Genomic DNA, 12454 nt, shown 5'->3' on the forward strand with positions numbered 1-12454 from the left:
AAAAATGTGAAGAGCCCGGCATCTTGTGCATCGCTCATTGGTTTCCTGTGAGCGATACAGACGACACCAGTTTCAAATTCGAACGCTGCTCCAACGAAGAAGGTGGTGCCGGGACCTTGGGAAAGAATTCGAAAGAGGCAAGGTCGACGTGCTCGTCGCTTCCTATAACTGCGACAGTCCAGAACTCGGATGCGGCGCCGAACACTGTCGACACCTGGACAATTTCCATGCCATTCGGGTAGAAGGCCGGCATACCCTCTACCGGCAAGCGGCGGGCCCAGTAGCTTTGATTATGTTCCAGCCGCTCGATGCTAATCGTGTTCATGCGCGTGCCCCTGAGACCTCGAGGCAAAAGTTAACGCAGAACCTTGGAAGTGTCTCCAGGGCTGGGCGGAATTCACAGAAATGGTTATCCATACGATCGAACCGCTCGCGATGGGATCCAGCCGCCGATCGACAAGGTTTGGGGATACCTGGCGGCGAACGGCATTGCTGCCAAGACCGCAACGTTGAAGGCGAAATACGCCGATTTTAACCAGATCGGCCTCAGCAAGACCGTTTCGGTGCCATTCCGCGAGGGTCCTAGAGCTGCAAATGGTCGTTAATGCGCTATTGGAGCCGGTGTTTCCGATGAGCAAGAGAATAGGGCTGCCGGGAATTACCCTACCTCACTGGAAAGGGCTGCCGGCTCGATCAACCTCAATTGGCGCTCCATCTTTGAACCACCCTCCCTCTGGCCGCTCCCACAGGCGAATTCTGCATCCTTGTCCTTGCCTTTGTTGATCGGCACGCCACCTCGACGGATGTGCATGGAGAATAGGAAGGGTCAAAATGGCTTTGCGATTTGGAAGTTGCAGATGCGGTCAAGTCGGCTTTCAGGTTGACGCCGAGCCCAAATATGTCGGGATCTGCCATTGCACGGATTGTCGCCAGGAGAGCGGATCGGCGTTTACGTTCTTCGGTGTTTGGGATGCTTCGTGTTTCGAGACGACAGGATTGACCATCGACTGGGAAGGCAGAGAGTTTTGCCCAGCTTGTGGGTCGCGGCTTTTTTCGGTCGACGACAAGGAAGTGGAGATCAAACTCGGCGCACTCGACGAAGCCCCGACCACTTTGACCCCTACCTACGAACTCTGGGTCAAGCGCCGCGAGGCCTGGTTGCAACCCGTTGCCGGCGCCGAGCAATTTGAAGAGGATCGGCGTTAGAAAATAAGCGGCAAGAAAACTTCCCGGCCTATATGATGCGCCTCATCATAGCAGCGAACGGGACTGGAAACTGCGGATTGCCGCAACCTGTCACATCTGCTCCACGCAAGCTCCTTAACTTCTTGTTAACCAGATGGGTCCAGCCTTGAGCGGATTGGATACCACTTGCGAGATATGGAGGCGGCCATGCGGCTTGTTGCAATTCCCGATAAGATTATTCCCCAGGGCGGGCACACACTCATCATCATGGCGGATGGAGAGACCAAGCATGCAGTCTGCGTTCAATGTGAGACAAGCGAACTGGCGAGCGGTGACCACGACATCGGTATGATCGAGCACTTGGCGAGCATGAAGACCGAGCGAGGAGAGCGTGCCTACGACGGACGCGTTTGGATTTCAGCATCTGAGCTACGCCGACAGTAGGTCGTCGTTCCAGATGGCCAAATGCCTTTGCGAGCAATCAGCCCGCCAAAGCTTTCCTTCACAGACGTTCGGCGAGGTCCATGATCGCGGCGTTGTCTTGAACCTCGTGGAGACCCTCGTAGGACGCCTTCCCAAGCTTGCCACCATCGTCCATTCCCGATATGCGATCTCGGCGATGAGCGTCGGCTGGACCCAGACGATGTCTTTCCCGCGGCTTTCGAAGGCAACGAGAGCTTTCTTCGTCTTTAAAGTATCCAGGGCTTTTCGGAGTAGGTCGCGTCGCTTTCGTTGAAGCCAGTGCCGACGTTGCCGATATACAATTCCCCTGCGGGAGAGGGCCAAATCCTGCGCTCAATTTTTCAACCCTGTCGAACGATGGAACCGATCGTGTTGACGACAATACGGGCAGCAGTCAGCGCTGACATGCCATCAATGTCAGTGGGCGGATAGAGCTCGACCAGGTCGAATCCTACGATCTTTGCCCTGCTTGCGACACCTGCAATCAAATCTATCACCTGCGTATAGGTGAGGCCGCCGGGCGTGCGCGCCGCCACACCCGGCATTATGCTGGGATCGAGGCTATCGCAGTCGAGACTGACGACCACCCGCGCTTCTTCCGGAATATGCTGTAGTGCGGCTTCGACGCCACGTGTGTGAACTTCACGAGCCGTTACAAAGTGGCTGCCATAGTTGAGCGCCGCATCGATGTCGGTGATGCGAGCGCTACCAACGCTACGCAGGCCGACCTGCACCAAGCCCGCAACATGCGGCATCTCGCTCGCCCTGCGCATAGGACTGGAATATCCGTAACGTTCGCCATGAACCTCGTCGCGCCAGTCGATATGGGCATCGATCTGCAAAACCCAGATTGGGCCTTTGTCCGTGAAGCTGGCGAGAAAGGGACATGTCACAGAACAATCGCCGCCGAGCAATATCGGGACGGCATGCGATGTTGGGGCTTCACGCGTTTTCGCCTCGATACGGGCTCGGTTTCCCTCATTATCATGCATCGTGGTCTGTATGTCACCAACATCCACGCAGCATCCCGGCCCGCCGTTAAAGAGCGGGCCTCCCAGATCGAAATCCCAGTTCTCGACAAGCGTGGCATCGTCTTGGCTTGCGGAGCGAATGGCATTAGCGGCTAAGGTATAGCCGCTGCTATCCTTGCCCGGATAGGTGCTACCGTGAACCACGCCAAACATCACTATGCGAGGAATGCGGTCGCCGTCCAAGTGGGCAGGGAAGTCAAGAAAAGAGGGAGATGTGTTCATTTCGACTGTCTGTGATTAAGAGTACAGAATCGACGCCGTCAACGCGAGAAATGACAAGGCCTTATAATGCGTATCGCCATTGAGACCCCCTGTCGATTTACAATCTAACCAAGCCGCATATGTCAACGACCCCGGAGCCAAGCGAAACTGATCGCCACACAAAATATGACAAGTTTACTCAAAGCCAACATATTCCTCGGCGAAATTGTCCGTTATTGCTTATCGGAGGTGAGATGTACGTGGCTATTGTACACATGATGGTGTCGTGATATTGTCGCTTTCAGACTTGAGAGCGGAGCTGTCGATGCCCCAAACGCACTACAAGATCAGTGAGGCGCGTAAGAATTTTGCCGAGGTTCTTCAGAGAGCGAACCAGGGTGAAGAGATCATCATCATGCGAGGCAATGAGGTTTATGCCCGTGTCGGTCCGGCAGAACTTTCCGGCAAGCGAACCTTCGGCCTCCTGGCGCAGCGGGGCTTTCCGGACGACTTGTTTAATGAGCATGACGCCGAGCAAGCTACAATCGACGCCGGTGACTGGAATGATGACACCGGCATCTTTTGTGGTGCACCTGTCGATAGCGCAAAACGCTCTTGAAGCTCCTGCTTGACAGCCATGCCATCTATTGGTGGATGATTGGCAGTGCACGCCTATCGCCGCATGCACGTACACTGGTCGAGGACAGGAGCAACACCGTGCTTGTCAGCGCCGTCTCTTTCTATGAACTCGACAACAAGGTGCGGCTGAGGAAGCTTGATCTCAAACCACAGGAATTGCGTGCTGCTGTCGCCGCCAGCGGATTGCAGACCCTTGCTATAAGTGACTTGCACGCCGAACTGGCGGCCGCCTTCGACTGGGAACACCGGGACCCCTGGGACCGGATCCTTGCTGCACAGACACGACTGGAGCACTGCGCCTTGGTCTCAACGGACGTGGTCTTCGATTCCGTGCTGCAGGAGAGGATCTGGTGAGGAGAGAGCCATGAAAGTCCTTATTGAAGTGGCAGAAGCAACGGTCCGACTCGAGGAGTTGATTGAGCTGGCGATCCGCGGAGATGAGATTGTGATCTATCGCGACAAGCGTCCAATCGCCTCATACCGATAGCTCAAAACGCCGACGCTTATGACAAATTCCTCGCTCTTGCAGCAGACGGTGGGAAAAGTGTGCCGTCCGGGACCACCTTCGACCATTTGGATCTTTATGATGAAAACGGGCTGTCGCGATGAGTGTCGTCGGCCGCCTTGCTTCGCCTATGACCAGCTAAATGGACGAAACTTGTTGTACTCCAAATATTGTGGCAAGATGTCAAAATTCTGGACGCAAACGGGCCTCTCGTCCATTCAATTGAACAAAGCAGGTGAAGCTGTGCCGCGTCAAAGAAGCTACTCCCGAGTAACCCACCAGGCGCTCGCCATCCTCGGCAAGTTGATCCGCGTCGGCCGCGCCGGACGCGGCCTGACCGCGCAAGAACTGGCCGACCGCGCCGGTATCAGCCGCACGACCCTGTCCAGTATCGAAAGAGGCGCACCAAGCCCTGAAATCGGCATCGTCTTCGAGGTCGCCGCCCTTGTGGGCGTGCGCCTCTTTGAATACGACGAGCGCACACTCCAGATCCACCATACCCGCCTTGACGAAAAACTGACCCTGCTGCCCAAGAGCGTCCGCCATAGCCTCAAAGAGGCAGATGATGATTTCTAAGGCGGAGGCTACGCAGGCTTTTGTCTGGGTATGGCTGCCGCGGGCAGCTGAACCGGTAGTGGCCGGCCGCCTCGATAAGGATGGCGAGCGCCTGCTGTTCACCTACGGCGCCAGTTACCGCCGTCGTGACAATGCCATTTCCATCTATGATCAGGAGCTGCCGCTCAAGGAAGGCATCATTGCGCCCATAAATGGTCTGCAGATGGCAAGTTGCGTTCGCGACGGCTCGCCCGATGCGTGGGGCCGGCGGGTCATCATAAACAGGCTGACGGGCAAGAGGCCCGACGCTGCCGGCGTACCCGAGATCGGCGAGCTGACCTTCCTGCTTCACTCAGGCTCCGACCGGATTGGCGCCCTCGACTTTCAGGTATCGGCCACAGAGTATGTCCCGCGCCTTGCCGCGCAAGCCTCCCTTGACGAACTCATGGAAGCTGCCGCCCTTATCGAAAAGGGGATGCCGTTGACTCCAGCGCTCGACCAGGCTCTCAATCACGGCACCTCCATCGGCGGCGCGCGCCCGAAAGCGCTCATCGAAGCCGGCACCAGGAAATTCATCGCAAAATTTTCGGCGACCAACGACACCTACAGCGTCGTCAAGGCCGAGTTCATCGCGATGAAGTTGGCAGGTGCTTGCGGTCTGAATGCAGCCCCGGTGTCGATGACCAGTGCAGCGCATAAGGACGTCCTGCTTGTCGAGCGCTTCGACCGCACCCGGACAGACAATGGCTGGATGCGGCACGCCATGATCTCGGCCCTGACCATGCTGGGCCTTGATGAGATGATGGCCCGCTACGCCTCTTACGAGGCTCTCGCCGAACTCATCCGGCACCGCTTCACCAATCCGAAGGGTACGCTCAAGGAACTCTACGGACGAATATGCTTCAACGTGCTGTGCGGCAACACCGACGACCATGCTCGGAATCATGCCGCTTTCTGGGACGGCAGAATGCTCACCCTGACACCTGCCTACGACATCTGCCCGCAAGGCCGTACCGGCAACGAAGCCACGCAAGCCATGCTCATAAAGGGCGAGGCGCGCGCCAGCACACTCGCCACCTGCCTCGCCGCCGCAGGCGACTATCACCTAAAAGAGGCCGAAGCCGCTTTGCTGATTGAAGGTCAGCTCCACGTCATCGCCGCACGCTGGCAAGAGGTCTGCGACCAAGCGGAACTCAGTGCCGTCGACCGCAAGCTGTTTGCCGGACGTCAGTTCCTAAACAACTACGCTCTTCAAGGGCTCGAAGGCCACAAGGCGCTGCAGGATGCATACGGCGCCGCACGGGAGACGCTGATCGCCAACCAGTGAGCTGGGACGGGCGCGCACAGGCTCCCTGACCGCGCCTTGTAGGAAGAGACCGCGGCGTAGCCAGTCGCGCTTCAGGTTCCCGCAGGAGCGTGCCTGATCGGGGTTCGGCACATCGACGAGCAGCTCTTGACGAAGGCTGCCATTCGCGGCGTTGCCCTTCCGACGCCATGGAACAGTGGAGTAGAACACGGTGGCCGAACCGGCCTCCAGCTCACCTCCATCTGCAGGCTCCGGGCAACTGGGGCAGCCATGCAGCACGTCAGCGTCACCGACACGTATCAATAAGCGGCCGTTGACGAAAAAATCGAGGCTGCCGCCAATTGCTGGCATCGTCGGGAATGGTAGGAATGGGCCGAACCGATGTCAGCCTTGCGATGGGCTTGTGACATAACATGTTCCCGATTTTAACCCTACGGCATCGCGCTTCCCTGCCGTTCTTTTACCTAGACGACATCTTTGTGTAGCCTCCAACCGCGAACCCTTCTTCCCTTCACGTCGTGCGCGGGTCGGAAATCGGGCGGCCGGAGACGACTATGGCCTCCGTCAGATACTCTCAACCATGTGTTTGTTGCGTGGCGTGGAGGTCGGACGGGAAATCGCGGTTGTCGCCGTGGAAGAGGAGGCCTCCGGCACCGCCATTCTCTTGTGGGTGGAAAGAGCGAAACCAAAAGGTGAGTTCCATCATTGCGCAGCTCCAGATGCATCGCACGCAATGGCAAGCTCATAATAGCGGCAGGGATAACGGGATCGTAACGCGCCGATCTTGATGACCGACTCGACAGAGCGGCTGTCGGCCTCCGTCACCTCCGTACCGAGAACATGGATATGCGCGGCAGACCCCACCTGGATAACCTGGCCTGTTTTCTCGTCCATTTCCTCGCCTTCTCCTCCCGTGCCTATCTCCTTTGTCTTGAGCCTCTCCCAGGGGAAGTCCGAGCCACGTGCGGGTGCAAACCGAAAGGTGAACGTTCCTCCTTGCGGATAATCAAGTTGCACGATGCTGACTTTGTCGTGCAAAACGACGCCCAGCCGCCGGCCATTCGGCGGCAGAGGCTTCAAGGATGCGGGATAAGCGTCGCTCCGGGCAGGATTTTCCGCCTCGGGTTGCGATTGCCACTGGTCGATTGTCACCTCCTGCGGCACGATGATCACCGTCCCGCCTTGTCCGAGAAGCGGCCACTGAAGATAGATGGTTAGATCGGACAGCATGTGCCTGTCGTCCTCTGCACTGGAGCATGACGACAGGGCGATGCCGAGGCACAGCAGAATGAGCAGATGCGCGTTTCGAAGCCAGGCACTACACACTTGTCACCTTGGGAGTTGAGATCGATCCGGACGCAGTCCTATAATGTTGCAGTATCGGACGTTAAAGCATGCCACGCCCTGAGGAAAAGCTGCGGAGAAGCGTTCCCAAATCCTCGCGCCGCCTGTCATCTATCCTATAAACCATATCATGTCCGCGATTAGGAATAGCTGTCATCGCAGCCTCTGTATCGGAATGAGAAAGGAATGCCATGCGCCCAGCAGAAGTAACGACCTCAATAGGCTCTCTCCTTTTGGCGCTCCCTTTGGCAGTGATGGCATTCGCCCCCGTCGCAATGGCCGAGACCGAGCGCGAAAGCGTGGCAAGAACGCTCGTGGAGCCAGCCTATCCCATATGGCTGGCCCAAGCGAGGGCTTGGACCACCGACATTCAGCTTATGAAAGCGATGATATAAGACGCGATCGGTGGTTTGGCCGCACAACTGCCGTCGGATTGCAATGTGGCCCGCATGAAGCGCGACATATGCGGCATAAAACTCTTCAACGTTCCTTCGTCCTCGATGTCGCCGACTATACAGGAAAACGAAATGATCGCCGCACAGGTATTGGACTATAAAACTGTCAGACGCGGAGATCTCATCGTGCACAAGGCGAGGTTCCAAGGTGGTGACGAAACCGTTGCCCTTACTCGGATCATCGGTCTGCCAGGCGAAACGGTGAAAATGCGAAACGGTCATGTCTTCATCAACGGAAAGGAAATGATCGTGGCCGCTACCGGCCAAGTCATTAAGGAGGAGTTTTTCGCCGGACAAGTCTATTTGGAAACCACGCCCGAAGGCCGCAGTTACGCGACGCTGCTGTCATTCAATACGCCTCCAGGCGTGGTGAACGACCTTGGGCCTGTGACCCTTCCGGAAGATAGCTATTTCGTGCTCGGCGATAATCGCGACAACTCTGTGGATAGCCGCTATCGGCGTGACTTCAACCGCGATGGCCTGGTTAGGAAAGAAGGCATCTTAGGGGTAGCCCTGTCGGTTTTGGTATCTAAGGACCCGGATCGGGTCGGCAAGCAACTATGAAGCAGGGCTTTTACGATGAGACACTGCGCACCGGACGGCCTGCCAGGCTGCCTTAAGGGGTGGGGGTCACCGACTGGGCCTGAGAGAAGCAAGAAACTGCAGGGCGCTGTTGCTTCATGGAGGGTATAAGTTGGGTATTGTTGGAGTGCTTATGTGAATTTTTAGAAGAGGTTACATCTGGACTGAAGCCTTTGCTATCGTGCCGTCAATCCGTGGATTGTTGAAAAGTCTGGAACTGGGAGAACTCATTTGTCGCGGTTCGAAGGCGCCCGTGCGGCGCCTTCAGTAGGGATCTAGACATCTGCCTCATGCGTCAAGGTAGCGTTCTGTCAGGCGCGCCCACATCGCTGCGCCGGCGGTCAGGCTATCGTCGGCAAAATCATACCTTGCACTATGGAGAATAGCCGAGTTCATGCCGTTGCCGAGACGCAGGAAACTGCCGGGCTTATGCTGGAGGAAATGCGAGAAGTCTTCGCTGCCTGGAATGAGCGGGCAAAGAGCAACATTTCCCTTACCAACCAGCTCCTCGGCCACCATCTTTGCAAACTCCGTTTCCTTCTCGGAATTGACCACTACTGGATTGCCATAGGTGTAGTCCGTTTCGACGGTTGCGCCGAAGCCGTCGACGAGGGACTGGGTGAGCTTCTTGATGCGATTTTCGAGGGTCTCTCGAACCTTCGGATCGAACGAGCGAACCGTCATTAGCATCCGGGCGGATTCAGGTATGACGTTGGCGACCTCGCCGGCGTGGATGGCGCCGACTGTGATAACGGCCGTCTGGGTCGGATCGATATTGCGGGAAATAACCGACTGTAGGGCAACGACCAGATTGCAGGCAACCAAGACCGGGTCAATAGTGAGATGCGGGCGCGAGGCGTGGCCGCCTTTGCCGGTGATCCGGACTTCAACAGTGTCGGCTGCCGCCATCAACGGTCCGGAGCGCATCAGCCAACTGCCTTCGGGGGCGCCGGGGTGGTTGTGGAGGCCGAAGATGGCGTCGAACGGGAAGCGCTCGAAGAGGCCGTCTTCAATCATCGCCTGGGCACCACTGAAGCCACCGGCCTCTTCGGCCGGCTGGAAAATGAGGTTGACCGTGCCGTTGAACTTTCGCGTGCGCGCGAGATATTCGGCAGCGCCCAGCAATACCGTGGTGTGGCCGTCATGACCACAGGCGTGCATAGTCCCCGGCACCTGGCTGGCATACGCCTTGCCGGTCTGTTCCGTGATCGGCAGGGCGTCCATATCGGCACGAATGGCGATGCTTTTCTTGCCGGCTCCAGCCGTCATACGGGCAACGATCCCGTGGCCACCGACATTGCGTGCCACCTCGTAGCCCCAGCCTTCCAACTTGTCAGCCACGAAACGTGAAGTCTCCGCCTCCTCGAACGACAGCTCGGGATGCGCATGAAGATGCTGGCGGATAGCGCGCAGTGCCGCGTCCATTGGCTCAAAATCCGAAAGGCGGGCGAAGTCGTTATCGATGGTCATGTTTGTTCCAATTTTTTGCATGCTCTGTCCAGAGACGGCCGCACGATGCGGCCGGTTTGTCTATTAGACCCGACGTGAGCAACCGTTGGCCAAGTGACCTCACAGGAATCGCGACAGGAAGGCCTGCGTGCGCGGGTGCTGCGGATTACTGATCACATTCTCAGGTCTGCCCTGTTCGACGATGTGGCCACCATCCATGAAGACAACCCGGTCGGCAGCTTCGCGGGCGAAGCCGATCTCGTGAGTAACCACGATCATCGTCAGGCCCTGCTTTGCCAGATCCTTCATCGCTGCCAGCACTTCACCGACCAATTCGGGATCAAGCGCCGAAGTCGGTTCATCAAAGAGCATCAGCTTTGGTCTGATCGCCAAGGCGCGGGCAATCGCCACGCGCTGCTGCTGGCCGCCGGACAACTGGCGGGGATAGGCATGGGCCTTCTCAGACAGGCCGACACGTTCCAGCAGCCGCTTGGCGCTCTCGATCGCCGTCTTGCGGCTCTCGCCGTGAACGCCGACTGGCGCCTCGATGATGTTTTGCAGCACTGTCATGTGCGGGTAGAGGTTGAACTGCTGGAACACCATGCCGATCTTGCGCCGCTGGCGAGCAATCCCATTGGGGGAAAGCTTCTCCAGCCGATCGTTGCGGACCGTGTAGCCGATCTGCTCACCATCCACCTCTATGTATCCCTGCTGGATGGCTTCGAGGTGGTTTATACAGCGCAGAAAGGTGGATTTCCCCGAGCCTGAAGGACCAAGTACGACCACGACTTCGCCCGGCATGATGTCGAGGTCGATGCCCTTCAGCACTTCGAGCTCATCGAAGGACTTGTGGACGTTACGGGCCTGCACGAGAGGTTTTGCGGTAGCGCCAGCTGCACTGGATACTGCGGTCAATGGCTCGCCTCCTCTTTGGGAACTGCGACAGGCCTTGTCGTGCCGCTGGGCCGACGGTCGCTTCGGCCGTAATAGGCTTCGATATAGCTCTGGCCGATATTCAACACCGACGTAATGAGGAGGTACCAGACGACGGCGACCATCAGCATGGGTACGATCTCGAAAGTGCGGTTGTAGATCGACTGTACCGAGTAGAGCAGGTCAGCCATGGCAATGACGCTGACCAAGGACGTTGCCTTGATCATGCTGATCAGCTGGTTGCCGGTCGGCGGTACGATCGAGCGCATCGCCTGCGGGATGACGATCCGCCGCAGGGCACGCGCCTTGGTCATCCCGAAAGCCTCGGCGGTTTCAGCTTGGCCGCGATCAACCGACAGGAGACCTCCGCGAATGATTTCCGCCATATAGGCCGCTTCATTGAGCGCGAGGCCGACGACCGCCGCCGTCATCGGAGTGATGACCGAGTTGGTGTCCCAGCTGATCAGCGAGGGACCGAAGGGGATCGCAATCGACAGCTGCGGGAATAGCGTCGACATGTTGTACCAGAAGATCAACTGCACCAGCAGCGGAGTGCCGCGGAAAACCCAGATGAACAGCGACGCAAAACCACTTGCCAGCCGGTCATCAGACATTCGCATGATGGCGATCAGGAGGCCGAGCACGACGCCGATGGCCATGGCGACGACGGTCAGTCCAAGGCTGACATAGAGGCCACTGATGACGGTTGGATCGAAGAAATACTGGGCGACCACAGGCCACCCAAAATTCTTATTGTTGGCAACGATCCAGGCGAAATCCGCAACAAGGATCGCGATGACCACCCAAAGGGCAAAGCGTCCTGTCCTAAACGGTGCGTGGGCCGTCGCCACATCGCGGAAGTCTGCACCGTCCGAAGGCGGTGCATGGGGTTCGATATCGGTGCTCATTTGGGAAGCTGTCCGCCGAGATTGATGCCGGGCGCTTTGATGATATTGTTCTCGAGGCCCCACTTCCGCATGATTGCGACATAGGTCCCGTTATCCATCAGCACTTTCATCGCATCCACCATGATAGGACCGAGCGGCGACCCCTTCGGCACGACGGCACCCTGGAAAATATCCTCAAAGCCGTTCTTCTGTCCAACGCCGGTCAGTTCGAGCTGGCCATTGGCCTGGCTAACGAAATAGGTGAGCGGCGCCTGCGAGGAGAAAAAGGCATCGGCACGCTTGGAACGGACGGCCAAAATCGAGCTCGGCTGGTCGGTATAGGACTGTACCTCGACAGCGCCCTTGCCGTCGGCATTGCATTTGTCGGACTGGGACTTGATCACGCGTTCGGCAGACCCGCCTGCCATCACCGATATACGCCTCCCACAGGCTGTATCCAGTGAGGTGATACCCTTTGGGTTGCTCGTCTGAGTGGCGAACACAACGAATTCCTGTACCCAATCGACGAAATCATTCGACGTTTCACGATCTTTGTAGTCGCCGACAGGCCCGAAGGCGAACTGGTAGCGGCCGGAATTCACGCCGGCGAGCAATGCCGGAAGACCGCCGACGGTTTCGTGCTCGATTCTGACGCCGAGCACTTGCCCGAGTGCTTCCGTCAGATCGGCGCTGGCACCGGTCATAACGGTGCCGGTCACGATCTCGTAGGGAGGGAACGAACCGTTGTTGACCGAGATCATCTTGCCTGACGTCTTGATGGCATCCGGCAGTTTGGCGTGCAGGTCCGCGTCGACCGATAGCTTAGGCATAGCAGCGTCCTCAGCCATCGCGGTGCCCGAAATGATCATGCCTGCCAAGGCAAGGTAGGTCATTTTCTTCAGCGACATGTTCATTCCCCT

Annotated in this window: 17 protein-coding genes; 9 read left to right on the forward strand and 8 right to left on the reverse strand. The window is 57.6% G+C overall.

The window, feature by feature from the left end; translation table 11 throughout:
* Positions 1-34: 34 nt before the first annotated feature.
* On the reverse strand, positions 35-325 hold the full coding sequence (locus tag PR017_RS20685) for a hypothetical protein (RefSeq protein WP_111222217.1): 291 nt from the start codon (positions 323-325) through the stop codon (positions 35-37).
* Between the two features lie 49 nt (positions 326-374).
* Between PR017_RS20685 and PR017_RS28495 the strand changes: the two genes are divergently transcribed.
* The 3 genes from PR017_RS28495 (at position 375) to PR017_RS20695 (ending at position 1629) form a co-directional block, all read left to right on the forward strand.
* The gene (locus PR017_RS28495) at positions 375-605 is read left to right on the forward strand and encodes a DinB/UmuC family translesion DNA polymerase (protein WP_425070040.1); all 231 of its coding nucleotides are present in this window, start codon (positions 375-377) and stop codon (positions 603-605) included.
* A gap of 226 nt (positions 606-831) precedes the next feature.
* Positions 832-1206 carry a GFA family protein gene (locus tag PR017_RS20690; RefSeq protein ID WP_111222219.1) on the forward strand — a complete coding sequence of 125 codons (375 nt, stop codon included), beginning with the start codon at positions 832-834 and terminating at the stop codon, positions 1204-1206.
* A 186-nt stretch (positions 1207-1392) separates the two neighbouring features.
* Complete coding sequence (locus PR017_RS20695; protein WP_133255656.1) at positions 1393-1629, forward strand: hypothetical protein; 237 nt, start codon at positions 1393-1395, stop codon at positions 1627-1629.
* Positions 1630-1988: 359 nt separating this feature from the next.
* Here the strand turns inward: PR017_RS20695 and PR017_RS20705 are convergent, their stop codons facing one another.
* Complete coding sequence (locus PR017_RS20705; RefSeq protein ID WP_111222221.1) at positions 1989-2900, reverse strand: agmatinase; 912 nt, start codon at positions 2898-2900, stop codon at positions 1989-1991.
* 304 nt (positions 2901-3204) lie between these two features.
* On the opposite strand from PR017_RS20705, the gene PR017_RS20710 reads away from it, so the two are divergent.
* From PR017_RS20710 to PR017_RS20730, 5 genes are all read left to right on the forward strand, one after another.
* Complete coding sequence (locus tag PR017_RS20710; protein WP_111222222.1) at positions 3205-3498, forward strand: type II toxin-antitoxin system Phd/YefM family antitoxin; 294 nt, start codon at positions 3205-3207, stop codon at positions 3496-3498.
* On the forward strand, positions 3495-3872 hold the full coding sequence (locus PR017_RS20715) for a type II toxin-antitoxin system VapC family toxin (RefSeq protein WP_111222223.1): 378 nt from the start codon (positions 3495-3497) through the stop codon (positions 3870-3872). The genes PR017_RS20710 and PR017_RS20715 overlap by 4 nt, the downstream gene beginning before the upstream one ends.
* Before the next feature lie 10 nt (positions 3873-3882).
* Positions 3883-4005: a hypothetical protein gene (locus PR017_RS20720; RefSeq protein ID WP_275113044.1), complete on the forward strand. Its 123-nt coding sequence runs from the start codon at positions 3883-3885 to the stop codon at positions 4003-4005.
* A 309-nt stretch (positions 4006-4314) separates the two neighbouring features.
* Complete coding sequence (locus PR017_RS20725; RefSeq protein WP_161959382.1) at positions 4315-4599, forward strand: helix-turn-helix transcriptional regulator; 285 nt, start codon at positions 4315-4317, stop codon at positions 4597-4599.
* Positions 4589-5905 (forward strand): type II toxin-antitoxin system HipA family toxin, encoded by a 1317-nt coding sequence (locus PR017_RS20730; protein WP_111222225.1) that lies wholly within the window; start codon positions 4589-4591, stop codon positions 5903-5905. Before PR017_RS20725 ends, PR017_RS20730 begins: the two co-directional genes overlap by 11 nt.
* A 553-nt stretch (positions 5906-6458) precedes the next feature.
* Here PR017_RS20730 and PR017_RS20735 read toward each other — a convergent pair.
* Both PR017_RS20735 and PR017_RS20740 read right to left on the reverse strand, forming a co-directional pair.
* Positions 6459-6590, reverse strand: coding sequence for a hypothetical protein (locus tag PR017_RS20735; protein WP_275113045.1), 132 nt, complete (start codon positions 6588-6590; stop codon positions 6459-6461).
* Positions 6587-7057 (reverse strand): hypothetical protein, encoded by a 471-nt coding sequence (locus tag PR017_RS20740; protein WP_133255657.1) that lies wholly within the window; start codon positions 7055-7057, stop codon positions 6587-6589. Before PR017_RS20740 ends, PR017_RS20735 begins: the two co-directional genes overlap by 4 nt.
* A 620-nt stretch (positions 7058-7677) precedes the next feature.
* On the opposite strand from PR017_RS20740, the gene lepB reads away from it, so the two are divergent.
* A complete protein-coding gene (gene lepB, locus PR017_RS20745; RefSeq protein WP_111222228.1) occupies positions 7678-8247 on the forward strand; it encodes a signal peptidase I in 570 nt (189 codons plus the stop codon).
* Between the two features lie 306 nt (positions 8248-8553).
* Here the strand turns inward: lepB and PR017_RS20750 are convergent, their stop codons facing one another.
* From PR017_RS20750 to PR017_RS20765, 4 genes are all read right to left on the reverse strand, one after another.
* The gene (locus PR017_RS20750; RefSeq protein WP_111222229.1) at positions 8554-9735 is read right to left on the reverse strand and encodes a M20 aminoacylase family protein; all 1182 of its coding nucleotides are present in this window, start codon (positions 9733-9735) and stop codon (positions 8554-8556) included.
* A gap of 99 nt (positions 9736-9834) precedes the next feature.
* A complete protein-coding gene (locus PR017_RS20755; protein WP_111222230.1) occupies positions 9835-10629 on the reverse strand; it encodes an amino acid ABC transporter ATP-binding protein in 795 nt (264 codons plus the stop codon).
* A complete protein-coding gene (locus PR017_RS20760) occupies positions 10626-11555 on the reverse strand; it encodes an amino acid ABC transporter permease (protein ID WP_111222231.1) in 930 nt (309 codons plus the stop codon). Before PR017_RS20760 ends, PR017_RS20755 begins: the two co-directional genes overlap by 4 nt.
* Positions 11552-12442, reverse strand: coding sequence for an ABC transporter substrate-binding protein (locus tag PR017_RS20765; protein WP_111222232.1), 891 nt, complete (start codon positions 12440-12442; stop codon positions 11552-11554). Before PR017_RS20765 ends, PR017_RS20760 begins: the two co-directional genes overlap by 4 nt.
* Between the last annotated feature and the right edge of the window lie 12 nt (positions 12443-12454).

This window comes from Rhizobium tumorigenes, from assembly GCF_003240565.2.
Classification (GTDB): Bacteria; Pseudomonadota; Alphaproteobacteria; order Rhizobiales; family Rhizobiaceae; genus Rhizobium; species Rhizobium tumorigenes.